Consider the following 25,684-nt stretch of genomic DNA (forward strand, 5'->3'; position numbering starts at 1 on the left):
GTCACCGTTCGCGCTGACGGGCGCGGTGCCGGCGGACGGCGTCCCGGCTGCCGCAGCGTGGTGAGCAGTACCGCTGGGTGCCGTTCCGCGAGGTGTCGACGACGACGTTCGTGCAGGGGTGAGCCGCGCACCGGCCGAGGCGGTTCATGCCACGCGTCGTCAGGTGCAGTGCGGTGCCGACGCTGAACACGGCGTGCAGGACCCGTGCCAGGTCGTCGTCGACGTCGCGGTAGTGCAGGTGCCAGCCCTCGCCGTTGTGGTCGGTCATGCGCGGATAGGCGGTCGCGGCGGCCATCTGCTCGTTGAGGATCGCCGCCCGCTCGCCCGGGTCGCGGGCGTCGACGACCCGGATCCAGTCGTCGAGCACCGCCCGGCAGCGGACGTGGTCGTCGGGCCGCTCGGGGAAGGGCATCGTCATGCCGAACTCGCGGGTCCGCTTGATGATCCCGGCGCGGGTGTCGGGCCAGTCGTCGGCCAGGGAGCGGGCGAGGAGCACGGCGTACTCGCCGTAAGGGTTGAGATGCACAAGGGCATTACATCAGGGTGAGGGGCATGTCCCTCACCTCGTTGGCCTCACCCGTATCCGGTGCGTCCGCGCTCGGAATGGCCCTCACCGCACTGGTCATGGCGCTGACCCCCGGGCCCAACATGATCTACCTCGTGACGCGCAGCATCAACCAGGGGCGCGCCGCGGGGCTCGTCTCCCTGGCCGGTACCGGCGTCGGTTTCGTCGTCTACATGCTGATGGGCAACCTCGGCCTCGCGGTCGTGTTCGTCGCCGTGCCCTGGCTGTTCATCGGCTTCAAAGCCGCGGGCGTCCTCTATCTGGCCCATCTCGCCTGGCAGGCCCTACGCCCCGGCGGGCGGGGCATGTTCGAGGTCCGTGACGTTCCCCGTGACAGCCCGGCCCGGCTCTTCCGCATGGGGCTGGTCACCAACCTGTTCAACCCCAAGGCCGCGATCATGTACCTGACCTTGATCCCGCAGTTCATCGACCCGCAGCGCGGGAATCCGGCCGCGCAGGGCCTGACGCTCGGATCGGTCCAGATCGCGCTGAGCCTGACCGTCAATGCCCTGATCGTCATCGCCGCCGGCACCATCGCCACCTTCCTGGGGCAGCGCCCGAGCTGGGCCACCGTGCAACGCCGCATCACCGGCACCCTCCTGGGCGCCGTGGCACTTCTCCTCGTCCGCGAGGTGCCCGCCCGAGCCCGAGCCTGACCGGAGGTTTCCTAAGTCCCCTCCGCCGCCGGGGCGTTCCGCGCGAAGTGACGGGCCGTCGGTACCAGGGCGGCTGCCGCCGGTACGAGGAAGCAGGCGGCCGCGCAGGCGGCGAGGACCGGTGTGACGCCGAAGGTATCGATGGCCGGGGCGATGAGGGCGAGGCCGACCGGGGCCAGGCCGTAGGAGACGAGGAAGTCCAGCGAGGAGACGCGGGCCAGCCGGTCCGGGGCGACCTCGCGCTGGGTGGCGGTGAACCAGGGCACGTTGAACAGCTCGATCCCGATCCCGGCGACGGCGTAGGCGGCCACGACCACCCACGGGTGCACGGGCAGCATCAGGCTCAGCGGGGCGAATCCGTACGCCGCCAGTCCCGCGAAGGCCGCCCAGCCCTGTGAGCGCGGCCGCCAGCGGGCGATGACCAGGGCTCCGCCGAGCGCGCCCACTATGTAGGCGGTCATGGCCGCCGCGAGCACCCACTCGCTGTCGTAGCGGTCCCGGCTGATCAGGGGCAGGGCGACGCTGGTGGCGGAGTAGCCGAGGGCGATGACCGCGACGAGGGCGGCCAGTCCGGCGAGGAACCAGGGGTGGCGGCGTGCCTCCCGTACGCCCTCCAGGAACTCGGTACGGAAACTCGCGCGCGCAGCGGTGACGGAACCGGCGGCCCCGCCCTGGCCCTTGCCCGGGACGAGCGCGGCGACCAGCCAGAGCAGGCCGATGCCGAGCAGCAGGGTCCAGACGTCGAGGAAGGCCGCGAGCAGCGCGGTCAGGGCGGGTCCGGCGAGCGTGGAACCCCGTACGGCCATGGTCATGGCGGCGTTCGCCTGCTGGCGGCGCCCGGGGTCGACGGTCTCGGCGGTGAGCGCCTGGAAGGCCGGTCGGCAGGCGCCCTGCCCGGCTCCGGCGAGGGCGGCGGCGGCCGTCATCAGCAGGAGCGAGCGGCCCAGCCCGGCCGCGAGGAGGGGGGCTGCGACCGCAGCCGCGAGGGCCGACCAGAAGACGACCGTGCGGCGGGAGTGCCGGTCGGCCAGGACGCCCCCGACGGTGACGGCGGCGAGGAATCCGACCGTGCGCGCGGCGAGGACCAGGCCGAGGCCGGCGGCGCTCAGGTCGCGGTGGAGGACGGCGAGCCCGAGGACGAAGGGCAGGGCCCAGGTCGCGAGGCCGGAGGCGGTGGTGCCCGCCCACAGGCGCAGGAACGGGACGTCGAGGAGGACCGAACGCGGGGGCGGGTCAACGGTCTTGGGCGCCGGGGGCGCGGGTGTGGTCGCCACGGTGTGCTTGCTCCTTGAAGGACGGGCGGGGGCTCCACGAACCACCCCCGGGGTTCTTAATGAAAATGAATACCATTACAGTACCCTTCGAACGCGGCAGTCTTGCCCGGTGCACGACAACGCCCGCATTCGCCGAAATTCGGTGCCATTCGCCCGAATTCACCCCCGTCCGCCCCCACCCGTCCTGCCCAGACCGGAGACACCATGCGCCACCCCGCCCGCCTCGGCATCGCCCTGACCATCGCCCTCGCCACCGCGGCCTGCTCCGCACCCGCCGCCGACGACCCCAAGGGCGCGGCCGCCCCCGCCGCCCAGGCCTCCACCGTCACGAGCTGCGGCCGCCAGGCCACTTTCGCCGCGCCGCCGAAGCGGGCCGTCGCCCTGGACCAGACCTCGACCGAGACCCTGCTCGAACTCGGCCTCCAGGACTCGATGGCGGGCACCGCCAACCTCAAGACGAAGATCCCCGCCGCGTACCAGGCCGCGTACGCCAAGGTCCCCGTCATCGCTCCGAAGATCGCGACCGGCGAGCAACTGCGCGCCGCCACCCCCGACTTCGTCGTCGGCGGCTCCGCGGACCTCTTCACCAAGGACCGGGCCGGCACCCGCGAGGAGCTGGACGCCCTCAAGGTCCCGACCTTCGTCAGCGCCGTGGACTGCCCCGAACGGAACCCGGCCGGCCGGACCCCCTTCGAACTGCTCTTCTCCGACTACGAGAACCTCGGCAAGGTCTTCGGCGCCGAGGAGCGGGCCGCCGAGCTCGCCGCCGACCAGCGCACCGCCGTGGCCAAGGCCGGGGAGAACGCCGCGAAGGTCACCGGGGGCACCGCGGGCGCCGAACGGCCCACCGTGGTCTACCTCTACTCCGTCTTCAACGGCATGCCGTACGTGGCGGGGAAGACCGGCCTGCCCAGCGAGATGAGCCGGATCGTCGGCGCGAAGAACGCCTTCGACGACGTCGACGAGGACTGGCCGGAGGTCTCCTGGGAGGAAGTCGCGAAGCGCAACCCCGACTTCATCGTGATCGGCGACCTCTCCGAGCGCGGCCGGCCCGGCGACAGCGCCGCCGAGAAGCGCGCCACCATGACCGGACACCCGGTCGTCTCCAAGCTCGCCGCGGTCCGCGACGGCAAGATCCTCGAAGTGCCCGGCATCGAACTGGACCCCTCGGTGCGCTCCGTACACGCCCTGGGACTGCTCGCGGCCGGCATGAAGGACCTCGGGTATGCCCGCTGACCCGGTGGCCCCCGGGTCGGTCGCCCTGACCGGGCCGGGGCCGGCCGCGCCCCGGCCCGCCGCACCCCGGTCCGTCGCACCCCGGTCCGTCGCACCCCGGTCCGCCGTGGCCGGGGCGGGCCTCTTCCTCCTCGCCGCCGCCGTCCTGGCGGTCTCGGTGGCGGCGGCCGTGGGGATCGGCGCCGCCGACGTGGGCTGGACCGGTCTCGCCCGCGTCTTCGGCTCCCGACTCGGCCTGGACGTGGAGCCGTTGCCGCCGCTGCTGGACTCGCTCGTCTGGGACCTGCGGCTGCCGCGCGTGCTGATGGCCGCCCTCGTCGGCGCCTCGCTCGCCGTGTGCGGAGCGGTGCTCCAGGCGGTCACCCGCAACGCCCTCGCCGACCCCTACCTGCTCGGCGTCTCCTCGGGCGCCTCCGCGGGAGCCGTCACCGTGGTCGTCCTCGGGATCGGCGCGAACACCCTCGGCGTCACCGGCGGAGCGCTCGCCGGCGCACTGCTGTCCTTCGGGCTGCTCCTGCTGCTCCTGCGGCGCACCGGGCTGGACTCCGTACGCATCGTCCTGACCGGCGTGGTCATCGGGCAGCTCTTCACCGCGCTGACCTCGCTCGTCCTGATGGCCTCGGCGGACGCCGACACCACGCGGGCCGTCACCCACTGGCTCCTGGGCTCGATGGCACCCGCCCGCTGGGACACCGTCGCCGTCTGCGCGGTCGTCACCCCGCTGGGGCTGGCCGCGGCCTGGCTCTGCTCGAACGCCCTCGACGGGCTCGCCTTCGGCACCGACACCGCCGCCTCCCTCGGGATCGACGTACGGCACACGCGGATGCTGCTGCTCGTGGTCACCGCCGTGCTGACCGCGGTGGCGGTGGCCACCGTCGGCGCCATCGGCTTCGTCGGGCTGATCGTCCCCCACGGGGTCCGGTTCCTCGTCGGGCCGCTGCACCGGGTGCTGCTGCCGTACACGGCACTGGCGGGCGCGGTGTTCCTGGTGTGGACGGACGCGCTGGCACGGGTCGCCTTCGGACCCCGCGAGGTTCCCGTCGGCGTGATCACCGCGCTGCTCGGCGTACCGATCTTCCTCCTGGTCCTGCGCAAGCGGGGTGAGCTGTGAGTGCCGTGAGTGCCGTGCGGATCACCGCCGAGGCCCTGAGCTGGTCGGTCGCGGGCACCCCGGTCGTACGGGACGTCAGCGCCGACATCACCGCCGGCGAGACCGTCGGGCTGCTCGGCCCCAACGGCTCGGGCAAGTCCTCGCTGCTGCGCTGCCTGGCCGGCCTGCGCGCACCCGACGCGGGCGCGGTCCGGTACGACGGGGAGTCCGTACGCGGCTGGAGTGCGCGCAGGATCGCCCGGCAGGTGGCCTTCGTCGCCCAGGACGCGGGCGCGGACAGCGATCTGGCGGTCGCGGACATCGTCGGCCTCGGGCGGACCCCGTTCCGCGACCGCTGGCGCGGGCCCGACGCCGCCGACCGGGCCGTGATCGCCGCCGCGCTGGAACGCGTAGGACTCACCGGCCTCGCCGAGCGCCCCTGGAAGGCGCTGTCGGGCGGGGAACGCCAACGCACGCACATAGCCCGCGCGTTGGCCCAGCAGCCGGCCGCCCTCCTGCTCGACGAGCCCACCAACCACCTCGACGTGAAGCACCAGCTCGAACTGATGGAGCTGCTGTCCGGCACCGGCCAGACCGTCCTGGTCGCGCTCCACGACCTGTCCCTCGCCGCCCGGTACTGCGACCGGCTGCTGCTCCTGCACCACGGCCGCCTGATCGCCTCCGGCCCGCCCGCCGCCGTCCTGACGGCCGAGCGCCTCGCCGAGGTCTTCGAAGTGGACGCCGAACTCACCACCGACGCCCTCGGACACCCGCAGGTCGGCTACCGCGGACCGCTCGGCGCACGGATGCACACGTCCCGACCCGCTCTGTGAATGTGAAGAGGAATCCCATGACGACCCCCATGCCCCCCATGACTCCGACCACCTCCCGTGCCCCCGCCCCCGCCCCCGCCCCCGCCCCCTCCGTCGACGCGCTCGTCGAGGCCGTACTGGCCGGCGAGCACGGCCCGCTCCCCTCCTCGCTCGTCGCGACCAGCGTGTTCTGGATCCACCACGGCACCCGCCTGGCCGGCGGCGACACCACCTACCTCAACCAGTACGTCCTGGTCCGCCTCGGCGGCTCCTTCGGCGGCTGCGCCTTCGAGGCCGGCGAGATCGACCCGTCGATCTGCCGCGACTCCTCCGGCACCCCGCTCGACGTCCTCCTGCGCGAGGCCCCGCGCCCGCTGCGGATCGCCGCCCTCGACGCCTACCTCTCCGAGACCCGCCCCCACCGCGTGGCGGCCGAACAGGGCGACGCCGAGCCCGTCACCCTCCCCACCGGCACCCCGGAGATCCGCGCCAGGGCCCGCGACGCGGCCATCGCCGGACTCCTGGACATCGAGGAGGGCGCCGAGGTCGGCCTCATCGGCGTCGTCAACCCGCTGGTGGCGGCGATCCGCGAGCGCGGCGGCCGGCCGCTGCCGTGCGACCTCAACCTCAAGGCCACCCAGTGGGGCGACCCGGTCACCGACGACATGCACGAGGTACTGGAGCGCGCGCAGGCCGTCGTCGCCACCGGAATGACCCTGAGCAACGGCACCTTCGACACCATCCTGGAGCGCTGCCGCTCCCGCGGCATCCCGCTGGTCGTCTACGCGCAGACCGGCAGCGCCGTCGCCCGCGCCTTCCTCGGCTCCGGAGTGACCGCCCTGTCCGCGGAGCCCTTCCCCTTCTCCCAGTTCAGCGCCGAGGAGTCGGTCCTGTACCGCTACCGGACGGCGGGCGGCGCGTGACTCCCGGCGCTCCCCGCGCCGGCACCGGGCAGGCCCCCTGCCACCACGGCGAGATCCTCCAGGGCGTCTTCCTCGACGGTGCCGGGCGCCGCTGCGCCGGACTGGTCACCCTCCCCATGGCGGGCCCCGGCAGCAGCGCCGCGTTCGTCCGCCGCCCCGGGGCTGCGCCAGAGGCGCTGACCGTCGTACCCGCCGACCGCACGAAGGCGGCGCGGGCCGCCGCCCTCACCGTCGCCGAGTGCGCGCGGCGGACCGGTCAGCCGCACTGCGGCGGGGAGTTGCGGCTCACCGGCGAGATACCGGTGGGCCTGGGCATGGGCAGCTCCAGCAGCGACGTGATCGCAGCCGTGCGCGCGGTCGCGGACTCGTACGGGCTGCGGCTGGATCCCCCGACGGTCGCCGGGCTGGCCGTACGCGCCGAACTGGCCTCCGATCCGCTGATGCTGGGCGGGCGCCCCGTGCTGTTCGCCCAGCGGGAGGGCCGGGTCCTGGAGGTCCTCGGCCCGGCGCTGCCGCCGCTGGTCGTGGTGGGCTGCGCCCTCGGCGGGGGCGCGCCCGTCGACACCCTCTCCCTTCCGACCACCGAGGTGGCCGACAGCGACGTACGGGCCTACGAGCGGCTGCGCGCCCTGCTGCGCCGGGCCGTGGCCACCGGCAGCGCGGAACTGCTCGGCGCGGTCGCCACCGCCAGCGCACGGCGCGGCCAACAGATCCTGGGGCACCCGGAGTTCGACGCGCTGACCGCCCTCGCCCGCCGGGTCGGGGCGGTCGGCGTGCAGATCGCGCACAGCGGCGCGGTGGCGGGCGTGCTCTTCGATCCGGCCGCCCCCGGGCTGCGCCACCGCGTCCGCGGCTGCCTGCACGCCCTGGACGCCCACGGCATCCCCGCCACCCGCACCTTCACGACCGGCTCCACCACCGCCCTCAGCCCCAGCCCCAGCCCCAAGGAGAGCCCTCACCATGGACCAGCACATCGCGGAGTCGATCGGCCGGCCGGACCTGATACGCCTCGACGACCGGCTCGTCTGCCTGCGCTTTGAAACGATGAAGGTGGTCTCCGCCCTCGCGGCGGTGCGCCACCTCCTCGACACCGGCGCCGTGCGCCGCGGGGACACCCTGCTGGACAGCTCCAGCGGCATCTACGCGTACGCCCTGGCCCTGACCTGTCACCGGTACGGCCTGCGCTGCCACATCGTCGGCTCGGCCACCGTGGACCACACGCTGCGGACCCAACTGGCCGTGCTCGGGGCGACGCTGGAGCAGATGGAGCCGTGCAGCGACCTGAAGCTCGACCAGAAGCGGCGCGTCGAGCGGATCCACGAGATCCTCGCCGAACACCCCGACTACCACTGGATGCGCCAGTACCACGACGACGTCCACTACCTCGGCTACCGCGCGATCGCCGACCGGATCCGCGAGGCCACCGCCGCGGCGGACGGGCTCACCGTCGTGGGCGGGGTCGGCTCGGGCGCCTCCACCGGCGCCCTCGCCCGCTACCTCCGCGAGGGTGCGGGTGAGGGCGGTGACGTCGAACTCGTCGGCGTCCAGCCCTACGGCAGCGTCACTTTCGGCTCCGAACACGTCACCGACCCCGAGATGATCATTGCGGGGATCGGCAGCTCCATCCCCTTCGGCAACGTCTCGCACGAGCTGTACGACACCCTGCACTGGGTCTCCTTCGACGCCGCCCTCGCCGGCAGCGTCGACCTGCTGCGCCGGCACGCGGTCTTCGCCGGCCTGTCGACCGGCGCCGGCTACCTCGCGGCGCGCCACGAGCGCGAGCGCTCACCCCGCCGCACGGTCCTCTTCATCGCCCCGGACACCGGCCACCGCTACGTCGACACCGTGTACGCGAGACACCGCGAGGCCGCCCCGATCGCGGACCTCGCCCCGCGCGAGGTGAAGGACCGGAGCGAGCTGGCCCTGCCGTGGTCCCGGATGCGGTGGAACCGCGCCCGTGCCCGTGCGTGAGTGCTGCGCGCCTCGCGGCTGCGGCGGTCAGAGGCCGTTGGTGAACAGCAGCTCGTTCGGGGAGGACTTGCTGATGCTCTTCAGGACGTCCTTCGCGGAATTCAACCCCAGGTACTCAACGATGGCTTCCGGCGCCGCGGCCGGGTTCGCCGCCTTGTAGAGGACTGCCACGCCGGTGACGTGCGGCTCGGCCATGGACGTGCCGTTCTCGGCCACGGAGCCGCCGCCCAGCTTCGCCGAGACGATCTCCTCGCCCGGGGCGTACAGGTCGACGCACTCGCCCCAGTTGGAGAAGTCGGTCTCCTCGTCGTACTTGTTGCTGGCCGCGATCGTCAGCGCCTTCGACGCCGACGCGGGTGAGACAAGGCAGGCGTTCTTCGACGAGTTGCCCGCCGCGACGACCGGCAGGACGCCCGCGTCCGTCACGGCGTCCGCCGCCGCGTTCAGGACGGCGGACACGTCCCCGCCCAGGGAACCGTTCAGGACCGCGGGCTGCTTGGCGTTCTTGGCCACCCAGTCCAGGCCCGCGATGATCCCGGAAGAGTTGCCCGCGCCCTCGCAGTTCAGGACGCGGACGCTGACCGCCCTGGGTGGTGAAGGTGTTGTCGAGCGGCAGGGTTGTCTGGTCGATCCGGTCCAGCCCCCAGGAGGCGGACGGCCCGCGCAGAGCGGGGGCGGCGGTGGCAGCGGCGGCGGGGGCCTTCGCGACTCGTACGACCGGGCGCGATTCGTCCCGCAACCAGTGGCGGGTAGCCAACTGTTGATCGAGTTGTTGCCGTAGTTGGCCGTCAGGTACCTCGTACAGGTGAACGGGGTCGTAACTGACGTGCGGTCTTGGCCGGGATGTCAATGTCAGTGGAGGCCGTTAGGGCTGTTTCAGGGACGGTGGGGGGGTGGCTGGTGGCCCGTGATGAGGGACGGCGGAAGCGTGTACTGCGGACGCTGGCTGAACCGTTCACCGTATCCGCGCCGACGGGTGCCCGTATCCGGGACCGTCTGCACCCATCCGCCCATGATGCCGAGGTCTTGCGGGTCGTCGGTAACCATCTGGGCCGGCATGCCCGTGCAGACCTGGCTGAGCGGGTGCGGATCGGTGTGGTGCCAGCGAAGGGGAATCGGCGGGCAGAGCGTAAGCGTGCGTTGACGGAGGCGTCGTCGTCGCGATGGGCGGGGGCCATCACCCGTGCGTCGGAGGACCAGTACCAGCTCAGCCTGCGCTGCCTGTTCGCTGAGCGGGCGTCCCTGCGCCGGGCGATCGCTAGAATCCGCAAGCGTCTGGCGGTGCCGTGCGGTCAGTGTGTGGGTGGTGTCCGCGGTTACCCGAGCCGGGCCGAGCGTGCACAGAAGCACTGCCGGTTGCAGGCGCTCACCGTGCGCCTGGCGGAGGTGGAGCGGCGGATCGAGGCCGGGCGTCCGGTGGTCGTGGTCGGCGGCCGTCGGCTCGCCAAGACACGGCACAACCTCGCCAAGGCTGGGCTCACAGGGGCCGAGTGGCGCGAACAATGGGACGCGCGACGCATGTTCCTTACGGCAGACGGCGAGTCGGGGGCACCGTACGGGAACTACACGATCAGCGTCGACCCGGCCAACGGCACGGTCACGATCATCCTGCCCGAACCGTTGCGACACCTGGCCAACGCGCATCGCGGCCGTTACCGGCTCGACTGCACGGTCACGTTCAACCACCGCCGCGAGGAGTGGCTGGACCGGATCACAACCAACCGTTCGGTGCGCTACGACATCGTGTATGACCCCGAACGCGGGCGCTGGCACCTCGACGCCTCCTGGTCCACCCCGAAGGCAGTGCTGCCCACGCCCGCCGAGCTGGCCGCAACCGGAGTCCGGTTGCTGGCCGTGGACCTCAACGCAGACCACCTCGCCGCCTGCGTCGTCGACGCACACGGCAACCCCGTCGCCCAGCCGATCACCGTACCCACCGACCTGACCGGACCCACATCCCAGCGCGACGGACGCCTCCGGCAGGCGATCAGCGAACTCATCCACCTCGCAAAACTCCACGACTGCGCTGGTCTGGCTATCGAAAACCTCGGCTTCGACGATGCTCGTTCCACCGGCCGGGAAACCATGGGGCGCGGCAAACGCGGCAAGACGTTCCGCCGCACCGTAGTCGGACTGCCGACCGCCCGCTTCCGCGAGCGGCTCCGCGGCATGGCCCACCACGCCGGCCTCGTCGTGATCGCGGTCGACCCCGCCTACACCAGCCGCTGGGGCACCCAGCACTGGAAGGCGCCGCTCCAGCAGCAATCGAAAACCGCCACCGTCACCGGGCACCATGCGGCCTCGGTGGCGATCGGTAGACGCGCCCTCGGACACGGGACACGGCGTCGGCCAGGTGTGACCGCACACGACCAGAGGATCGTCGCGCGGAGAGCTACCGGCCAGACCGTCACCGTACCGAGGGCGCGAGGGAACACGAGCCCGCCAAGGACCACAGGCACACCCCACCCGGGTGACAAGACCTGCCGGGACCGAAGCGATCAGCTCATGACGCTCCCCGTCCCCGAAGACCGTTCGCGGGGCACCGGACCATGTCCGGCTTCAACCGACCCGGTCGGCATCGGCCGAGTCAGGTAGGAACGGTCCCAGCACTGGACGCCCTTCAGGTCCGGCATGCGGTCGCGGGTGAAGACCGGCTCCAGGCCCGCGCGGCGCTGGGCGAGGTAGTCGTCCAGGAGGCGGAAGGCGATGGCGGACAGGGGGATGATCGCGGCGAGGTTGATCAGGGCCATGAGGCCCATGAACACGTCCGCCAGGTTCCAGACGATCGACACCGAGCCGAGCGAGCCCAGGACAACCGCGGACAGCACCAGGGCCCGGTATCCCGGCAGGACCCACCGCTTGCGGGTGATGAACTGGATGTTGGTCTCGCCGTAGTAGTAGTTCCCGATCATGCTGCTGAAGGCGAGCATGAAGACCACCACGGTGAGGAGATGGCCGGCCCAGCCGCCCAGCGTGTCGCTCAGCGCCGTCTGCGTCAGGTCCGCGCCCTGGCGGCCCGACAGCTCCGGGTTGGTGACCAGGACGATGAAGGCCGTCATCGTGCAGACGAGGAGGGTGTCGAAGAAGACGCCCAGGGACTGTACGAGGCCCTGCTTGACCGGGTGCGAGACCTCGGCGGCGGCGCCCGCGTTCGGGGCCGAGCCCAGGCCCGCCTCGTTGGAGAACATGCCGCGCCGGATGCCCTGCTGGATGGCCGCGCCGATGCCGCCGGCCGCCAGCTCGCGGAAGCCGAAGGCGCCGCCGACGATGTCCGCGATGACCCGGGGGAACTCGGTGATGTTGAGGAGGACCACCGCCCCGCCGAGGAGGAGGTAGACGATCGCCATGACCGGGACCAGGACGGTGGTGATGGACGAGATCCGCTTGACCCCGCCGAAGACGGCCAGGCCCAGCAGGGCGGCCAGCAGCACGCCGAGCGAGGGGCCGAGCCAGTTCGAGCCGTCCGCGTCCGCGAGGGAGCCCGCGGCCACGGCGGTGATGGTGTTGGCCTGCACGGCGTTGAAGACGAAGCCGAAGGTGACGGTGATCGTCACCGCGAAGAGCACCCCGAGCCAGCGTTTACCGAGCGCCCGCTGCATGTAGTACGCCGGGCCGCCCCGGTAGGCGCCGCCGGCGTTGCGCACCTTGTAGAGCTGGGCGAGGGCCGATTCCACGAAGGCGGAGGCCGCGCCGATCAGCGCCATCATCCACATCCAGAAGACGGCGCCCGCGCCGCCCAGGGTGATGGCGGCGGCGACACCGGCGATGTTGCCCGTACCGACGCGCGCGGCGGCGGAGATCGTGAAGGCGCCGAAGGACGAGACCTGCTTGCGGCCGTCGGCGCGCGGCGGGGTCTTCTCCTTCACCACCCGGAACATCTCGGGAAGCAGGCGCAGCTGCACACCCCGGGAGCGGACCGTGAAGTACAGGCCCGCACCGACCACCAGCGGAATCAGCAGGTAGGTCCAGAGGTGATCGTTGACGTTGACGATCACCGAATCCAGAGTGTCCATGATGCGAAGTCTCCCCGGGGCGGAAGGCCCACCGACAGGGACCTACGTCCGCCGCCGGGGGGTCCGAAGGCCCGCGCCGACCGCCCTTCGCCCCGTCCCCGCCGATCGGGGCAACCGGCCCTCACCCCCACAGCCCGTGCCGCCCCGCCCAGTCCCGTACCGCCGCCGCGACCAGCAGCGGGTGCTCCTCGGGGGTGTGGTGGCCGGCGGACACCCCGTCGTGCCGGGCGAGTTCCAGGCCCGCGATGTTCGCCACGCACCAGTCGACCGTCTCCGGGCCCGTCATCGCTCCGGGCCCCTGGGCGAAGGTCAGCAGCAGCTTGGGCACGTCCGGGCTCGCCGCGAGCCACTCCCCGTACGCCGCCACGCGGGCCACCACCTCGGCGGGTTCCCCGCCCAGCGGCATCGACCGGGCCCACTGGAGCAGCGGGCGCCGGCTCTCCCTCGTCGGGTACGGCGCCCGGTAGACCTCCAGGGCGCCCGGGCCGAAGGTTCCGGGCGGCGCCTGCTCGATGAAGGCGTTCTCGTCGAGCATCATCGCCTCCCCCACCCCGGGCGTCTTGATCGCCCGGAACAGCTCGCGGCCGCCCTCGGGGAACTCCTCCCAGGTCATCGGCTTGACGATGGTCTCGGTGAACGCGATCCCGCGCACCCGCCCCGGATGCCGGGCGGCCCGGTCGAAGGCGAGCGCGCCTCCCCAGTCGTGCCCGACGAGCACCGCCTCCTCCAGCCCGAGCGCGTCGAACCAGGCGTCGAGGTAGCGGGCCTGATCGGCGAAGGTGTAGCCGATGCCGGGCTTGCCCGAGTCCCCCATCCCGATCAGGTCCGGCGCGAGCAGCCGGGCCGGCCCGCCGACGGCGGGGATCACCTCCCGCCAGAGGTGGGAGGAGGTGGGGTTCCCGTGCAGGAAGACCACGGGTACGCCCGCGCGCTCACCGGCCTCCCGGTAGTGGATCGTCGAGTCGAGTACGGGCTGTACGGGCATGGGTCCTGCTCCTCTGCTACTGCTCTGCTACTGCTCTGCTACTGCTCTGCTACTGCTCTACTGCTCTGCTGCTGCTCTGGGGAGAGACGGGAAGGGGTGCCGGGCCGGTCCGGCGCCCTCAGCGGAAGGCCGCAGCCGAGCGGTCCGCCCAGGCGGCGAAGGGGCGCGGGGGCCGGCCGAGGATCCGCTCGACGGCCGGGCTGACGGCCCGTTCGGCGGCGACCGGCGCGCCCAGGATCGCCAGGGTGCCCTCCACCGCCGGCTCGGGCATGAAGGTCAGCATCTGCGCGCGGGCCTCCTCGGGGCTCTGCTCCACGAACCGCACCGGTGCGCCGATCGCCCCCGCGATGGCCCCGGCCCGCTCGCGCGGGGTGACCGGGGCCGGGCCGGTCAGGTCGTACGTGTTCCCCTCGTGCCCGGAGCCCCGCAGTACGGCGGCCGCGACCTCGGCCACGTCCGCCGGGTCGACCGTCGGCAGCCCGACGTCCCCGAAGGGCGCGGCGGCCGTGCGGTGCGTACGGATCGACTCGGCCCAGGCGAAGGCGTTGGAGTCGAGCCCGCCCGAGCGCAGGACCGTCCACTCCAGCCCCGACCGGCGGACGGCCTCCTCGAAGGCGGCCGGGTGCGCGTACTGCTCGGGCCGGGTCCCGACCCCCTGCGAGGACAGCAGCACGACCCTGCGTACGCCGGCCTGCGCGGCCGTTTCGAGGACCGCCTGCGGGTCCTCGCCCGCCACGAGCAGGAACAGGGCCTGGGCCCCGGCGAGTGCGGGCCGCAGGCTCTGCGGTGCGGCGAGGTCGGCCCGGTGGTGGCGGACCCCCTCGGGCAGGGCGTCCTGCGGCGCCCGGCGGGAGACGGCCGTGACGCGCTCCCCCGCCGCCGCGAGGATCCGTACGAGCTCGCTGCCGACGTTTCCGGTCGCACCCGTGATGACGATCATGAAGGTCCCCCACTCGTGAAGTGAGTCAGTCGACTGACTAACTCCCAGGGCGACCATAGCCCTCCCGGGCGGCACCCGTCTACACTTAGTCAGGTGACTTACTCAGATGCGAAGTACGAGGGCGAGCGCGAGGGCGAGCGCGAGGGCAAGCAGCAGGGCAAGCGCGAGCGCCTCGTCTCGGCCGCGGCCCAGGTCCTGCACGAGCAGGGCATGGAGAAGACGACGATCGCCGACATCGCGCGCGCGGCCGACGTCCCGCTCGGCAACGTCTACTACTACTTCAAGACCAAGGACCAGCTGGTCGAAGCGGCCATCGACGCCCACGCGCAGCACCTGGCCGGGCTGATCTCCGCACTGGACGCGCTCCCCACCCCGCAGGACCGGCTGAAGGCCCTCCTCGCCGGCTGGATCGAACAGCGCGAGCTCACCGCCCGCTACGGCTGCCCCACCGGTTCGCTCGCCTCCGAGCTCGACAAGCGCGACGACGGCCTCGACCAGACCCTCGCCAAGGTGATGCGGGTGCTCCTCGACTGGGCCGAGCAACAGTTCCTCGCATTGGGCCGCACCGCGGACGCGCGCGAGCTCGCGGTCGCCCTGATCGCCTCGTACCAGGGCATCTCGCTGCTCACGAACACCTTCCGCGACCCGGAGATGATGGCCTCGGAAGGGCGTCGCCTGGAGCGCTGGATCGACTCGCTGTCCGCCGCCTAGGCGGGCTGCGGGGCGCCGGGCTACGGCCCGGGGCTCGAGCGTCGGGCGGCCGGAAGCGCGCGGCGCTCGGCGTCAGGTCCGGTGGGGCCTTGCGGTGCGGGCTGCCGTGATGAAGGCGCGGATCAGGGACGGGGACTTCACTCCGCGCTCGCTCTCCACGCCGCTCGAGACGTCCACGCCCCAGGCGCCGGTGACCGTGAGGGCCTCCGCCACGTTCGCCGGGGTCAGACCGCCCGCCAGCAGCCAGCGGCCCGCGGGGGCGGTGAACTCCGCCGAGCCCCAGTTCCACGGCTTGCCCGAGCCGGGGTCCGGGGCGTCGATCAGGAGCAGGTCCTCGCCGTACTCCCCGCAGCGCTCCACGTGCTGCGCCGTGGCCCGCAGCAGCGTGCGGCCCTCCGCGCGCAGCGCCGCGAAGTCCTCCGGGCCCTCCTCGCCGTGCAGCTGCACGCCCCGTACGCCGCTCTCCTCGGCGAAGCGCCGCACCTCGGCGACGGACTGCCCGCGGAACACTCCTACGGTGAGCACCCCGTCCGGCACGTGCACGGCGAGCTCCCGTGCCGTCTCGGCGTCGACCGTGCGCGGACTGCCGGGCGCGAACACGAAGCCGACGGCATCGGCCCCGGTGGCCACGGCGACCTCGACGTCGTGCGCGGTCTTGAGCCCGCAGATCTTGACGAACACATCAGTCATGTCTGCAGTCAACCAAAGGTCGGGGGGCTGGGGCGGTCCGTCCCATAGGCCGGGCATGGCGGTCCGCCCGCCGCTAGCCTGGGACGAGGCACACATTCAGGGGCACAGCACGCCATCCGGAGGATGACGGTGACGATCATGACCGAGCGGGCCACACCCATAGACACGCTGTCGGCGCCACCGACGTTCGAGAACCTCCTGCAGACGGTTGCGGAGATGAACACGCCAGTCGGCTTCAAAGCCGAGCTCATCCGGGGGAAGATCATCGTGTCGCCGTTCTCCAAGCTGCGCTACTCCCGTCGCATGCGTCTCCTGCGAGAGCAGCTCCAGGCACACGTCCCCAAGGGCCACTTCGCGGACACCTCGCCCTTCCTCTTCCGGTTCGCGGCGGCGGAGCGCGGCTATGGGCCGGACCTGTACGTCGCGGACGAGGCAGCCTTCGACGAAGAGGGACTCCACGCGGACGGAGCGGCACTGTCGCTGGTCGGAGAGTTCACGTCCGTCTCCACCAAGGACGCCGACTGGAACGAGAAGCTGGATGTGTACGGCCTGCTCGTGCCCATCTATCTGGTCGTCGACATGCAGCACTCGGAGATCACCTGCTTCTGGGACCCCTCCCCTCACGGATACCGCTCCCGCAAGACGGTCTCCTTCGGCCAGCCCCTGCACGTCCCGGAGCCGTTCGACTTCGACATCGACACCACCGGCTTCTAGGGCCGCGCAAACGCCCGAGGGCGGCACCCCCTCCGTCAGGAGAGGATGCCGCCCTCGGTACGTGAAGAACAGCCGATCTACCTTCGGGCCGGAGCCCGGGGGTGGATCAGAAGTCCATGTCGCCGCCCGGCATGCCGCCGCCGGCACCGGCGCCGGCCTTCTCGGGCTTGTCGGCGATGACGGCCTCGGTGGTGAGGAAGAGAGCCGCGATGGACGCCGCGTTCTGCAGGGCAGAGCGGGTGACCTTCGCCGGGTCGATGATGCCCGCCGCGATCATGTCCACGTACTCGCCGGTCGCGGCGTTCAGGCCCCAACCGATCTGCAGGTTGCGGACCTTCTCCACGACGACGCCACCCTCGAGACCACCGTTGACGGCGATCTGCTTGAGCGGGGCCTCCAGCGCGAGCTTGACGGCGTTGGCGCCGGTCGCCTCGTCGCCGGTGAGCTCGAGCTTGTCGAAGACCGAGGAGGCCTGCAGCAGGGCCACGCCGCCACCGGCGACGATGCCCTCTTCGACGGCCGCCTTCGCGTTGCGAACGGCGTCCTCGATGCGGTGCTTGCGCTCCTTGAGCTCGACCTCGGTCGCGGCGCCGGCCTTGATGACCGCAACACCGCCGGCGAGCTTCGCCAGGCGCTCCTGCAGCTTCTCGCGGTCGTAGTCCGAGTCGGAGTTCTCGATCTCGGCGCGGATCTGGTTGACGCGACCCTGGACCTGGTCGCTGTCACCGGAGCCGTCGACGATGGTCGTCTCGTCCTTGGTGATGACGACCTTGCGGGCGCGGCCGAGCAGGTCGAGACCGGCGTTCTCGAGCTTGAGGCCGACCTCCTCGGAGATGACCGTGCCGCCCGTGAGGATGGCGATGTCGCCGAGCATGGCCTTGCGACGGTCGCCGAAGCCCGGAGCCTTGACGGCGACGGACTTGAAGGTGCCGCGGATCTTGTTGACGACGAGGGTGGAGAGCGCCTCGCCCTCGACGTCCTCGGCGATGATCAGCAGCGGCTTGCCGGACTGCATGACCTTCTCCAGGAGCGGCAGCAGGTCCTTGACCGAGCCGATCTTGGAGTTGACGATCAGGATGTACGGGTCGTCGAGGGACGACTCCATGCGCTCCATGTCGGTGGCGAAGTACGCCGAGATGTAGCCCTTGTCGAAGCGCATGCCCTCGGTGAGCTCGAGCTCCAGGCCGAAGGTCTGCGACTCCTCGACCGTGATGACGCCTTCCTTGCCGACCTTGTCCATGGCCTCGGCGATGAGCTCGCCGATCTGGGTGTCGGCAGCGGAGATGGAGGCCGTCGAAGCGATCTGCTCCTTGGTCTCGACATCCTTGGCCTGCGCCAGCAGGGCGGCGGAGACGGCCTCGACGGCCTTCTCGATACCGCGCTTGAGGGCCATCGGGTTCGCACCGGCGGCCACGTTGCGCAGGCCCTCGCGGACGAGCGCCTGGGCGAGAACGGTGGCGGTGGTCGTACCGTCGCCGGCGACGTCGTCCGTCTTCTTGGCGACTTCCTTGACCAGCTCGGCGCCGATCTTCTCGTACGGGTCCTCGAGCTCGATCTCCTTGGCGATGGAGACACCATCGTTGGTGATCGTGGGGGCGCCCCACTTCTTCTCAAGGACGACGTTGCGACCCTTGGGGCCAAGGGTGACCTTGACGGCGTCGGCGAGCTGGTTCATGCCTCGCTCGAGACCGCGCCGGGCCTCCTCGTTGAACGCAATGATCTTGGCCATCTGAAGTGGTCCTCCCGGACAGCGGTGGATTGCTCCCGGACCGCGCCCGCGCCCGCGACGGACGGCCTGCGTGCCCGGCGGTTTCTTCCCGCCGGACCCTGCGGGCCTCACTGACCCGGTCCTCGTATAGGTAGCACTCTCACCCGGAGAGTGCTAACGCCAATGATTAGCACTCGACCCCCCCGAGTGCAAGCGGCTTCGGGCAACCCGGGATGAACACCCAGGCGCCGCAAGGGCGCCGGAACCGCCACGCACGAGGGGCCCGCATCCCGTGTCCAGGATGTGGGCCCCTCGTACATATGCCGTTGTGCCGTCGTGCGCGGCCGCTGTGCGCGGCCCCGTACGTGTCGGTGGTCGATCGCGGTCGGACTAGCCGGCGGCGAGCTTGACCATGTCCGCCTGCGGACCCTTCTGGCCCTGCGAGATCTCGAACTCGACCCGCTGACCCTCTTCAAGGGTGCGGTACCCGTCCATCTGGATGGCGCTGTAGTGGACGAACACATCCGCACCACCGTCGACCGCGATGAAGCCGTAGCCCTTCTCCGCGTTGAACCACTTGACGGTGCCCTGAGCCATGCCTAACTCCCCTATTACTGGCCCTTGCGCAGGACCGCACTTCGCGGTCCCGGGTCAGAACTTGCGCCGGAACGCCTCGACCGGGGCTGAATGTATCCGCACCGCTGCTGTCTGCAACAGGTCATTCCGACGAGAATTCTGGACACGCCAAAAGATTGAAATAGGGTGAAAACCCGGAATATTCCTGGGCAACTCGGGCCGGACAAACCTGGCCAACGACCCATAGCGCGCTTGCATGTTGACTCAATGTCAACCCTCCAGCGGCCCGCTCATATGCGGCGGGCAAGAACAGCGGAGGGGACTTCCCCAACTCTACCGCGCCCAATCAAGCAGAATTGCCCCCTCCGTTTGGTAACGGAGGGGGCAATTCAGTTTCTACGAGCCGTTGACCGCTCAGCAGCCGCCCGCGACGGCGGGGATGATCGAGATGCCCGCGCCGTCCGGGGTGGACGTCTGCAGCCCGCCCTCGAAGCGCACGTCGTCGTCGTTGACGTAGACGTTGACGAAGCGGCGCAGCTTGCCCTGGTCGTCCAGGACGCGCGCGGCGATGCCGGGGTGGCTCGCCTCCAGGGACTGGATGACCTCTTCGAGGGTCGCGCCCTCGGCGGGGACCTCGGCCTGGCCGCCGGTGTAGGTGCGCAGGATGGTGGGGATGCGGACGTTGACGCTCATGGCGCTACTGCCTTTCCGGTGTGCAGGGAGAAGAGAAGGGGGTGTCCGGCGGATCAGGGCCGGATCAGCCCGGGTGGTCTGGTGCCGTGCATTGCAAGGCGGAGGAGGGAGTCGACGCGGAGCGTCGGCGACCGACGACAACGCGGCAAGGCGCGGTGCCAGACCACCCGGGCCCGGCCCTGATCCGCCGGACACCCCCCTAGGCCAGGTTGGCGGCGCGGAACGCGTCCAGGCTGGGGCGGATGGTGGCGGTCTGGCCACCACCTTCGGCCACCGCCTCCAGGGTCTTGAGGCCGTCACCGGTGTTCAGGATCACGGTGGTCAGCGTGGGGTCGAGCTGCCCGTTCTCGACGAGCTTCTTCGTCACGCCGACGGTCACGCCGCCCGCGGTCTCGGCGAAGATGCCCTCGGTCTGGGCGAGGAGCTTGATGGCCTCGACGACCTGCTCGTCGTTGACGTCCTCGACGAAGCCGCCGGTGCGCCGCGCGATGTCCAGGACGTACGGGCCGTCCGCCGGGTTGCCGATGGCCAGCGACTTAGCGATGGTGTTCGGCTTCTGCGGGCGGACCACCTCGTGACCGGCCTTGAAGGCGGTCGAGACGGGCGAGCAGCCCTCGGCCTGGGCACCGAAGATCTTGTACGGCTTGTCCTCGACGAGGCCGAGCTTGATCAGCTCCTGCAGGCCCTTGTCGATCTTCGTGAGCTGCGAGCCGGACGCGATCGGGATGACGATCTGGTCGGGCAGCTGCCAGCCGAGCTGCTCGCAGATCTCGTACGCCAGGGTCTTGGAGCCCTCGCCGTAGTACGGGCGCAGGTTGACGTTGACGAAGCCCCAGCCCTCGCCCAGCGGGTCGCCGATGAGCTCGGAGCAGAAGCGGTTGACGTCGTCGTAGTTGCCCTCGATGCCGACGAGGTCGCCACCGTAGACACCGGCCATGACGACCTTGCCCTGCTCCAGGTCGTGCGGGATGAACACGCAGGAGCGGAAGCCGGCGCGGGCGGCCGCGGCGCCGACGGCGCCGGCCAGGTTGCCGGTGGAGGAGCAGGAGAGGGTGGTGAAGCCGAAGGCACGGGCGGCCTCGACGGCGATGGCCACGACGCGGTCCTTGAAGGAGTGCGTCGGGTTGCCGGAGTCGTCCTTGACGTACAGCTTGCCGGTGACGCCGAGCTCCTTGGCCAGGTTGGCCGCGTCCACGAGCTTGGTGAAGCCGGGGTTCAGGCTCGGCTTGGAGGCCACGTCCGCCGGGACGGGCAGCAGCGGCGCGTAGCGCCAGATGTTGTTCGGGCCGGCCTCGATGGCGGCGCGCAGGGCTTCCGGGTCGCCCAGCGGCAGGTCGTAGGCGACTTCGAGCGGGCCGAAGCACTCGGCGCAGGCGAAGATCGGGCCGAGCTCGAAGCGGGTACCGCACTCACGACAGGAAAGGCCGGTGGCGGGACCGAGATCGACAGAGGTGCCAACGGTGTTGGTTTCAACGCCGGTGTTTTCAACGGTTTCGGCAGAGGTTGCGACAGACTGTGCAGCCATGATGGCGAGGCCCTTTCTCCTCATCTTCCCCATGGCGCACTTCGCCATGAGACGGAATTGGCACCTTCCCTAGCCGGGGACCTCGCTGGCGGCGCTGGAATGCGCGATCGCGAGAACCGACTGGAGGGTTGCCGGGGCTTCAACGGGCCGTGTCCCTCTGCCCCTCTGGATGAGCGGTATGGCACCGGCGGACGCGCTCTGTGGCGCGCCGGTGCGTTTGTACGCGGGGCCCCCCGGCATGCGGTGGACCTTCGCGTTGTTCAAGACTGTAACCGAAGGCCCGGGTGGTTGAGACAGCCGTCCGAACGGCGAGATGGATCACATTTCGGTCCAAACGAGTGATGATCCCAGTGTCGAACCCGTGTCGAACCCGTGCAGAACGCGTGAGGGAACAAGGAGTGCTGAAGGTGCTGGAAGAGGTGGAGCGCTGGCTGGCAGACCGCTCCTGGTCAGCCGCCGACCGACCGCTCGGCCAGCTGCTTTCGGCCAAGCGGGCAGCGGGCAGCACGGTGAGCGTGGTGCTGCCGGCGCTGAACGAGGAGGCGACGGTCGGCCGGATCGTCGAGGTGATCAGGCGCGATCTGATCGAGGGGCTGCCGGTGCCCCTGGTGGACGAGCTCGTCGTGATCGACTCGGGCTCCACCGACCGCACCGCGGAGGTCGCGGCCAAGGCCGGGGCCCGTGTGGTGCACCGCGACGAGGTGCTGCCGCGGATCCCGGCGCTGCCCGGCAAGGGCGAGGTGCTGTGGCGCTCGCTGCTGGTCACCACCGGCGACATCGTCTGCTTCGTGGACGCAGATCTGCGCGATTTCTCGGCCGCCTTCGTGTCCGGGATCGTCGGCCCGCTGCTGACCGATCCGGACGTGCGCTTCGTCAAGGCGATGTACGACCGCCCCTTCGGCCAGGAGTTCAGCGACCCGAACGCCCTGGCCTCCGCCAGGGCCCACGGCCAGGGCGGCCGGGTCACGGAGCTGGTGGCCCGCCCCCTGCTCAACCTCCACTGGCCGCAGCTGGCCGGCTTCGTCCAGCCGCTGGGCGGCGAGTACGCCGTACGCCGCGAGCTGCTGGAGCGGCTGCCGTTCCCCGTGGGCTACGGGGTCGAGCTGGGGCTGCTGGTGGACGCCCTGCACACGGCCGGGCTGGACGCGCTGGCCCAGGTGGACGTGGGCGTACGGCTGCACCGCCACCAGGACGGCCAGGCGCTGGGGCGGATGGCCGCCGCGATCTACCGCACGGCGCAGGTACGGCTCTCGCGCGGGCACCTCGTACGCCCCGAGCTGACGCAGTTCGAGCGGGGCCCGGACGGGTTCGTACCGCACACCTACGCCGTGGACACCGAGGAGCGGCCCCCGATGCTCGACATCGAGGAGTACGCGCGCCGCCGCGTGGCATAGCGCCCTCGGCGGTGTGGCCTTCCTCTCGGTCCCGCGCACACGCGGGCACCGACGTTTGACCGGAGGCGGGGCGGGCTAGGTTCGCCGCATGGCTTCCCAGGTGCTCGTCGCCGCGAATCGCGGCCCCCTCTCGTACGCCCTCGCTGCGGACGGCACGCTCAGTGCCCGCCGCGGCGGGGGCGGCCTCGTCTCCGGCCTCTCCGCGGCCCTCGCGGAACAGCCGGGGGCGCTGTGGATCTGCGCGGCCCTGTCCGACGCGGACCGGGAGGCGGTACGGCGCGGGGTCGCCGAGCCGGGCGTACGGATGCTCGACATCGACCCCGAGGTGTACGACGGGGCGTACAACGGCATCGCGAACTCGGTGCTGTGGTTCCTCCACCACCACCTGTACGAGATCCCGCGCGAGCCGGTCTTCGACGCGGAGTTCCGGCGGCGCTGGGACGCGTACGTCACGTACAACGAGGCCTTCGCTGCGGCGCTGGCGCAGGAGGCGGCCGAGGGCGCGGCGGTCCTGATCCAGGACTACCACCTGGCCCTCGCCCCGGGGCTCCTCCGGGAGCTCCGCCCCGACCTGCGGATCGGGCACTTCACGCACACGCCGTGGGCCTCGCGGGAGTTCCTGGAGATGCTCCCGGCGGACATCCGGAGCCAGCTGGTGTGGGGGATGCTCGGGGCGGACCGGCTGGGGTTCCACACCTGGGGGTGGGCCCACAACTTCATCACCGGCGCGCACCTCGATGATGCGACCGGCATCGCGGACCCCTTCTTCCCCCGGGACGGACAGGCCGGGGTGTGGCACCGCAAGCTGCTCGCGGACCGCGGGACGTACGCGGAGAAGCGGTTCGCCACGGTGAGCCCCTACCCCCTCGGCGTGGACGGGGACGAGCTGCGCGCGCTCGCGCACCGGCCGGAGGTGGACGACAAGCTGGCGGCGCTGCGGGCGGAGGTCGGCGGGCTGAAGACGATCGTCCGGGTGGACCGCACGGAGCTGTCGAAGAACATCCTGCGGGGGCTGCTGGCGTACCGGGAGCTGCTGATCACGCACCCCGAGTGGCGCGAGCGGGTGGTCCACCTGGCCTCCGCGTACCCGTCCCGGCAGGACCTGACCGTCTACCGGGAGTACACCGAGTCGGTGCGGGAGCTGGCGGCCTCGATCAACGAGGAGTTCGGCACGGCCGACTGGCAGCCGGTGCTCGTCTCCGTCGAGGACGACTTCGCGCGGTCGCTGGCGGCGTACCGGCTGGCGGACGTGGCGCTGGTCAACCCGGTGCGGGACGGCATGAACCTCGTCGCGAAGGAGATCCCGGTGGTCTCGGAGGCGGGGTGCGTGCTGGTGCTGTCCACCGGGGCGGGGGCGTACGAGGAGCTGGGCGCGGATGCGCTGACGGTGAACCCGTACGACGTCACGGCGACGGCGGAGGCCCTGCACGCCGCGCTCTCCATGCCGGCGGCGGAGCGGGCGGACCGTACGAAACGCCTGGCCGCGGCGGCGACGGCCCTCCCGCCGGCCCAGTGGCTCACGTCCCAGCTGGACGCCCTGCGCACCTGACGGCCCCACAGCACCCCTTGCCGCTGCGCGGGGCGAAGTCCCCTCCCCGCCCTTCGCCCATCCCCCAGACTCCGTCCGGGGGGACCCCCAGCCGGGCTGCGCCCGGACCCCCTGGGGCTCCGCCCCAGACCCCGCGCCTCAAACGCCGGCGGGGCTGGATTTGCCGCTGCGCGGCAACCCAGCCGGCCGGCCCGTCCCAGCCTCGCCGAGCGGAAATCCAGCCCCTCCGGCGTTTGAGGAGCGGGGGTCCGGGGGCTGGCCCCCGGGAACGGCGCCGCACACGGCAGGGGTCCGGGCGGAGCCCGGGGAACGGTGGAAGGGTGGGTAGGGGACGGCCCCGCAGGGCAGCGAGCCGCACCCGCCCGGCGGCGCGGCGGGACGCGAGGGACCCGAGGGGCGCGTCAGGAACTAAGCCCGGACGGCCGCGGCCAACCCCGCCAGGAAGGCGACGACCTCCGCCGGTCCGGACAGCGTCAGGTCCGCGCGGGAGGCCAGCTCCGGAACCTCCGCGGAGCCACTGCACAGCAGCAGCCCCGGCATCCCCCCGGCCCGCAGCTTCTCCACCGCCGAGTACGCCGCGAGGTCCCCGAGGTCGTCCCCGGCGTAGAGCACGGCCTCCGCCCCCACCTCCGCGAGGTACTCCGTGAGGGCGACGCCCTTGTCCATCCCCGGCGGCCGCAGCTCCAGTACGGCCCGGCCCGGTTCGACCATCAGGCCGTGCCGGGCCGCCAGCCCCGCCAGGGGCTCGCGCAGGGCCGCGAAGGCCGCATCCGGGTCGGCCGCGCGGCGGGTGTGGACGGCCAGCGCCTGGCCCTTCTCCTCGATCCAGGTCCCGCGCCACGCGCCGATCGCGTCCAGGAACCCGGGCAGCTCCGCCCGGACCGCCGCCACCCCCGGATGCTCGGCCGGAGCGTGCACGATGCCGCTCACGGCGTCCCAGCGCTCGGCCCCGTAGTGCCCGAGCACCACCAGGTGTTCGAGTCCCGGGACCCCGGCGAAGCCGCCGTAGCGGACGGCGACCCCGGCCGGCCGGCCGGTGACGACCGCGATGGAGCCGACCTCGGGGGCGAGGGCGGCGAGCGCGGGGACGGCTCCGGGGTGGGCCCGTGCCTGGTCGGGGTCGGGGACGATGTCGGCGAGGGTGCCGTCGAAGTCGAGGGCGACGACGGAGCGGCGCGGTGCGCGGAGGAGGGCTGCGAGTCCCTCGCGTCCGGCGGCGGTGACGGGCATCGGCAGATCGTGCGGATGGCTCCCCATACGCACGACCCTAACGGCCCAACCGGGCCACGGCTACGGCGCGCGGCCCCGCAGCTACCGCCTCGCCCGCTGGGCCTCGCGGATGCGCCGCAGCCGGTTCACGGTGCCCGGTGCGTGCTGGAGGGCCCTGGGGTCGTCCATCAGCGCGTTGAGCAGCTGGTAGTACCGGACCGGGGGCATCCCCAGTCCTTCCCTTATGGCCCGCTCCTTGGCGCCCGGCCCGGGCCAGGTGCGGCCTTCGTAGGCCAGTACGGCCGCCTCGTCGGCGCTCAGCCCGGCCGGCGGCCTCTCGTCCGCGTCCGTCATACGGCCAGATTAGCCCCGCCCTACGACAGCCCCCGCCCGGCGCGGACCAGCGCGCGGACGAGCGCACGGACCAGCGCGCCGATCAGCGCGCCGATC

General features: G+C 71.8%; 25 protein-coding genes and 1 riboswitch. Of the genes, 12 read left to right on the top strand and 13 right to left on the bottom strand.

Annotation, left to right across the window (positions count from 1 at the left end; all coding sequences use genetic code 11):
* Position 1 precedes the first annotated feature (1 nt).
* The gene (locus ACODT5_RS35840) at positions 2–526 is read right to left on the bottom strand and encodes a CGNR zinc finger domain-containing protein (protein ID WP_422523246.1); all 525 of its coding nucleotides are present in this window, start codon (positions 524–526) and stop codon (positions 2–4) included.
* 26 nt (positions 527–552) lie between these two features.
* Here ACODT5_RS35840 and ACODT5_RS35845 point away from each other — a divergent pair, with 26 nt between their 5' ends.
* Positions 553–1,221: a LysE family translocator gene (locus tag ACODT5_RS35845; protein ID WP_422523247.1), complete on the top strand. Its 669-nt coding sequence runs from the start codon at positions 553–555 to the stop codon at positions 1,219–1,221.
* A gap of 11 nt (positions 1,222–1,232) precedes the next feature.
* Here the strand turns inward: ACODT5_RS35845 and ACODT5_RS35850 are convergent, their stop codons facing one another.
* Positions 1,233–2,495, bottom strand: a complete 1,263-nt coding sequence (locus tag ACODT5_RS35850; protein ID WP_422523248.1) for an MFS transporter — start codon at positions 2,493–2,495, stop codon at positions 1,233–1,235.
* A 204-nt stretch (positions 2,496–2,699) separates the two neighbouring features.
* Here ACODT5_RS35850 and ACODT5_RS35855 point away from each other — a divergent pair, with 204 nt between their 5' ends.
* From ACODT5_RS35855 to ACODT5_RS35880, 6 genes are read left to right on the top strand one after another with little or no spacing between them, the layout of a single operon-like run.
* The gene (locus ACODT5_RS35855) at positions 2,700–3,731 is read left to right on the top strand and encodes an ABC transporter substrate-binding protein (protein WP_422523249.1); all 1,032 of its coding nucleotides are present in this window, start codon (positions 2,700–2,702) and stop codon (positions 3,729–3,731) included.
* Entirely contained in the window at positions 3,721–4,842 is a 1,122-nt protein-coding gene (locus ACODT5_RS35860) for a FecCD family ABC transporter permease (protein ID WP_422523250.1), read from the top strand. Before ACODT5_RS35855 ends, ACODT5_RS35860 begins: the two co-directional genes overlap by 11 nt.
* 14 nt (positions 4,843–4,856) lie before the next feature.
* On the top strand, positions 4,857–5,654 hold the full coding sequence (locus ACODT5_RS35865) for an ABC transporter ATP-binding protein (protein ID WP_422525140.1): 798 nt from the start codon (positions 4,857–4,859) through the stop codon (positions 5,652–5,654).
* A gap of 38 nt (positions 5,655–5,692) precedes the next feature.
* Entirely contained in the window at positions 5,693–6,556 is an 864-nt protein-coding gene (locus ACODT5_RS35870) for a Rossmann-like domain-containing protein (RefSeq protein WP_422523251.1), read from the top strand.
* Entirely contained in the window at positions 6,553–7,596 is a 1,044-nt protein-coding gene (locus ACODT5_RS35875; RefSeq protein ID WP_422523252.1) for a GHMP family kinase ATP-binding protein, read from the top strand. The genes ACODT5_RS35870 and ACODT5_RS35875 overlap by 4 nt, the downstream gene beginning before the upstream one ends.
* Positions 7,517–8,527 (top strand): pyridoxal-phosphate dependent enzyme, encoded by a 1,011-nt coding sequence (locus ACODT5_RS35880; RefSeq protein WP_422523253.1) that lies wholly within the window; start codon positions 7,517–7,519, stop codon positions 8,525–8,527. The genes ACODT5_RS35875 and ACODT5_RS35880 overlap by 80 nt, the downstream gene beginning before the upstream one ends.
* 27 nt (positions 8,528–8,554) lie before the next feature.
* On the opposite strand, the gene ACODT5_RS35885 is transcribed toward ACODT5_RS35880, so the two are convergent.
* Positions 8,555–9,319, bottom strand: a complete 765-nt coding sequence (locus ACODT5_RS35885) for a S8 family serine peptidase (protein ID WP_422525141.1) — start codon at positions 9,317–9,319, stop codon at positions 8,555–8,557.
* A gap of 108 nt (positions 9,320–9,427) precedes the next feature.
* On the opposite strand from ACODT5_RS35885, the gene ACODT5_RS35890 reads away from it, so the two are divergent.
* Positions 9,428–11,122 carry a hypothetical protein gene (locus ACODT5_RS35890; protein ID WP_422523254.1) on the top strand — a complete coding sequence of 565 codons (1,695 nt, stop codon included), beginning with the start codon at positions 9,428–9,430 and terminating at the stop codon, positions 11,120–11,122.
* On the opposite strand, the gene ACODT5_RS35895 is transcribed toward ACODT5_RS35890, so the two are convergent.
* The 3 genes from ACODT5_RS35895 to ACODT5_RS35905 all read right to left on the bottom strand — a co-directional run bounded on the left by ACODT5_RS35895 (position 11,026) and on the right by ACODT5_RS35905 (position 14,465).
* Positions 11,026–12,540: an alanine/glycine:cation symporter family protein gene (locus ACODT5_RS35895; RefSeq protein WP_422523255.1), complete on the bottom strand. Its 1,515-nt coding sequence runs from the start codon at positions 12,538–12,540 to the stop codon at positions 11,026–11,028. The genes ACODT5_RS35890 and ACODT5_RS35895 overlap by 97 nt on opposite strands.
* A 121-nt stretch (positions 12,541–12,661) precedes the next feature.
* Positions 12,662–13,525 carry a haloalkane dehalogenase gene (locus ACODT5_RS35900; protein WP_422523256.1) on the bottom strand — a complete coding sequence of 288 codons (864 nt, stop codon included), beginning with the start codon at positions 13,523–13,525 and terminating at the stop codon, positions 12,662–12,664.
* A gap of 118 nt (positions 13,526–13,643) precedes the next feature.
* Positions 13,644–14,465 (bottom strand): SDR family oxidoreductase, encoded by an 822-nt coding sequence (locus tag ACODT5_RS35905; RefSeq protein ID WP_422523257.1) that lies wholly within the window; start codon positions 14,463–14,465, stop codon positions 13,644–13,646.
* A gap of 93 nt (positions 14,466–14,558) precedes the next feature.
* Between ACODT5_RS35905 and ACODT5_RS35910 the strand changes: the two genes are divergently transcribed.
* The gene (locus tag ACODT5_RS35910; protein WP_422523258.1) at positions 14,559–15,176 is read left to right on the top strand and encodes a TetR/AcrR family transcriptional regulator; all 618 of its coding nucleotides are present in this window, start codon (positions 14,559–14,561) and stop codon (positions 15,174–15,176) included.
* Positions 15,177–15,248: 72 nt separating this feature from the next.
* On the opposite strand, the gene ACODT5_RS35915 is transcribed toward ACODT5_RS35910, so the two are convergent.
* Positions 15,249–15,866, bottom strand: a complete 618-nt coding sequence (locus tag ACODT5_RS35915) for a phosphoribosylanthranilate isomerase (RefSeq protein WP_422523259.1) — start codon at positions 15,864–15,866, stop codon at positions 15,249–15,251.
* Between the two features lie 138 nt (positions 15,867–16,004).
* Here ACODT5_RS35915 and ACODT5_RS35920 point away from each other — a divergent pair, with 138 nt between their 5' ends.
* Complete coding sequence (locus ACODT5_RS35920; protein WP_422525142.1) at positions 16,005–16,580, top strand: Uma2 family endonuclease; 576 nt, start codon at positions 16,005–16,007, stop codon at positions 16,578–16,580.
* 106 nt (positions 16,581–16,686) lie between these two features.
* Here ACODT5_RS35920 and groL read toward each other — a convergent pair whose 3' ends face one another.
* The 4 genes from groL to thrC all read right to left on the bottom strand — a co-directional run bounded on the left by groL (position 16,687) and on the right by thrC (position 21,082).
* Positions 16,687–18,309, bottom strand: a complete 1,623-nt coding sequence (gene groL, locus ACODT5_RS35925) for a chaperonin GroEL (RefSeq protein WP_422523260.1) — start codon at positions 18,307–18,309, stop codon at positions 16,687–16,689.
* Positions 18,310–18,678: 369 nt separating this feature from the next.
* Complete coding sequence (locus ACODT5_RS35930) at positions 18,679–18,885, bottom strand: cold-shock protein (protein WP_008743607.1); 207 nt, start codon at positions 18,883–18,885, stop codon at positions 18,679–18,681.
* A 393-nt stretch (positions 18,886–19,278) separates the two neighbouring features.
* Complete coding sequence (locus ACODT5_RS35935) at positions 19,279–19,557, bottom strand: MoaD/ThiS family protein (protein ID WP_266907411.1); 279 nt, start codon at positions 19,555–19,557, stop codon at positions 19,279–19,281.
* A gap of 199 nt (positions 19,558–19,756) precedes the next feature.
* The gene (gene thrC, locus ACODT5_RS35940; RefSeq protein ID WP_422523261.1) at positions 19,757–21,082 is read right to left on the bottom strand and encodes a threonine synthase; all 1,326 of its coding nucleotides are present in this window, start codon (positions 21,080–21,082) and stop codon (positions 19,757–19,759) included.
* A gap of 17 nt (positions 21,083–21,099) precedes the next feature.
* Positions 21,100–21,258: riboswitch (SAM riboswitch) on the bottom strand.
* 231 nt (positions 21,259–21,489) lie between these two features.
* Between thrC and ACODT5_RS35945 the strand changes: the two genes are divergently transcribed.
* Complete coding sequence (locus ACODT5_RS35945; RefSeq protein WP_422523262.1) at positions 21,490–22,476, top strand: glucosyl-3-phosphoglycerate synthase; 987 nt, start codon at positions 21,490–21,492, stop codon at positions 22,474–22,476.
* Positions 22,477–22,564: 88 nt separating this feature from the next.
* The gene (locus tag ACODT5_RS35950) at positions 22,565–24,025 is read left to right on the top strand and encodes an alpha,alpha-trehalose-phosphate synthase (UDP-forming) (RefSeq protein ID WP_422523263.1); all 1,461 of its coding nucleotides are present in this window, start codon (positions 22,565–22,567) and stop codon (positions 24,023–24,025) included.
* 408 nt (positions 24,026–24,433) lie between these two features.
* Here ACODT5_RS35950 and otsB read toward each other — a convergent pair whose 3' ends face one another.
* Positions 24,434–25,282: a trehalose-phosphatase gene (gene otsB, locus ACODT5_RS35955; RefSeq protein ID WP_422523264.1), complete on the bottom strand. Its 849-nt coding sequence runs from the start codon at positions 25,280–25,282 to the stop codon at positions 24,434–24,436.
* Between the two features lie 54 nt (positions 25,283–25,336).
* The gene (locus ACODT5_RS35960; protein WP_243339532.1) at positions 25,337–25,588 is read right to left on the bottom strand and encodes a DUF3263 domain-containing protein; all 252 of its coding nucleotides are present in this window, start codon (positions 25,586–25,588) and stop codon (positions 25,337–25,339) included.
* Between the last annotated feature and the right edge of the window lie 96 nt (positions 25,589–25,684).

It is taken from the genome of Streptomyces tatrensis, assembly GCF_049310065.1.
Lineage (GTDB): Bacteria > Actinomycetota > Actinomycetes > Streptomycetales > Streptomycetaceae > Streptomyces.

Excerpts from the sequence above, each read along its gene's own strand:
- ACODT5_RS35845 (WP_422523247.1), top strand. The coding sequence starts at position 553 with ATGTCCCTCACCTCGTTGGCCTCACCCGTATCCGGTGCGTCCGCGCTC.
- ACODT5_RS35855 (WP_422523249.1), top strand. The coding sequence starts at position 2,700 with ATGCGCCACCCCGCCCGCCTCGGCATCGCCCTGACCATCGCCCTCGCC.
- ACODT5_RS35860 (WP_422523250.1), top strand. The coding sequence starts at position 3,721 with ATGCCCGCTGACCCGGTGGCCCCCGGGTCGGTCGCCCTGACCGGGCCG.
- ACODT5_RS35870 (WP_422523251.1), top strand. The coding sequence starts at position 5,693 with ATGACTCCGACCACCTCCCGTGCCCCCGCCCCCGCCCCCGCCCCCGCC.
- ACODT5_RS35880 (WP_422523253.1), top strand. The coding sequence starts at position 7,517 with ATGGACCAGCACATCGCGGAGTCGATCGGCCGGCCGGACCTGATACGC.
- ACODT5_RS35895 (WP_422523255.1), bottom strand. The coding sequence starts at position 12,540 with ATGGACACTCTGGATTCGGTGATCGTCAACGTCAACGATCACCTCTGG.
- ACODT5_RS35900 (WP_422523256.1), bottom strand. The coding sequence starts at position 13,525 with ATGCCCGTACAGCCCGTACTCGACTCGACGATCCACTACCGGGAGGCC.
- ACODT5_RS35905 (WP_422523257.1), bottom strand. The coding sequence starts at position 14,465 with ATGATCGTCATCACGGGTGCGACCGGAAACGTCGGCAGCGAGCTCGTA.
- ACODT5_RS35915 (WP_422523259.1), bottom strand. The coding sequence starts at position 15,866 with ATGACTGATGTGTTCGTCAAGATCTGCGGGCTCAAGACCGCGCACGAC.
- ACODT5_RS35920 (WP_422525142.1), top strand. The coding sequence starts at position 16,005 with ATGACCGAGCGGGCCACACCCATAGACACGCTGTCGGCGCCACCGACG.
- groL (WP_422523260.1), bottom strand. The coding sequence starts at position 18,309 with ATGGCCAAGATCATTGCGTTCAACGAGGAGGCCCGGCGCGGTCTCGAG.
- ACODT5_RS35930 (WP_008743607.1), bottom strand. The coding sequence starts at position 18,885 with ATGGCTCAGGGCACCGTCAAGTGGTTCAACGCGGAGAAGGGCTACGGC.
- ACODT5_RS35935 (WP_266907411.1), bottom strand. The coding sequence starts at position 19,557 with ATGAGCGTCAACGTCCGCATCCCCACCATCCTGCGCACCTACACCGGC.
- thrC (WP_422523261.1), bottom strand. The coding sequence starts at position 21,082 with ATGGCTGCACAGTCTGTCGCAACCTCTGCCGAAACCGTTGAAAACACC.
- ACODT5_RS35950 (WP_422523263.1), top strand. The coding sequence starts at position 22,565 with ATGGCTTCCCAGGTGCTCGTCGCCGCGAATCGCGGCCCCCTCTCGTAC.
- otsB (WP_422523264.1), bottom strand. The coding sequence starts at position 25,282 with ATGGGGAGCCATCCGCACGATCTGCCGATGCCCGTCACCGCCGCCGGA.
- ACODT5_RS35960 (WP_243339532.1), bottom strand. The coding sequence starts at position 25,588 with ATGACGGACGCGGACGAGAGGCCGCCGGCCGGGCTGAGCGCCGACGAG.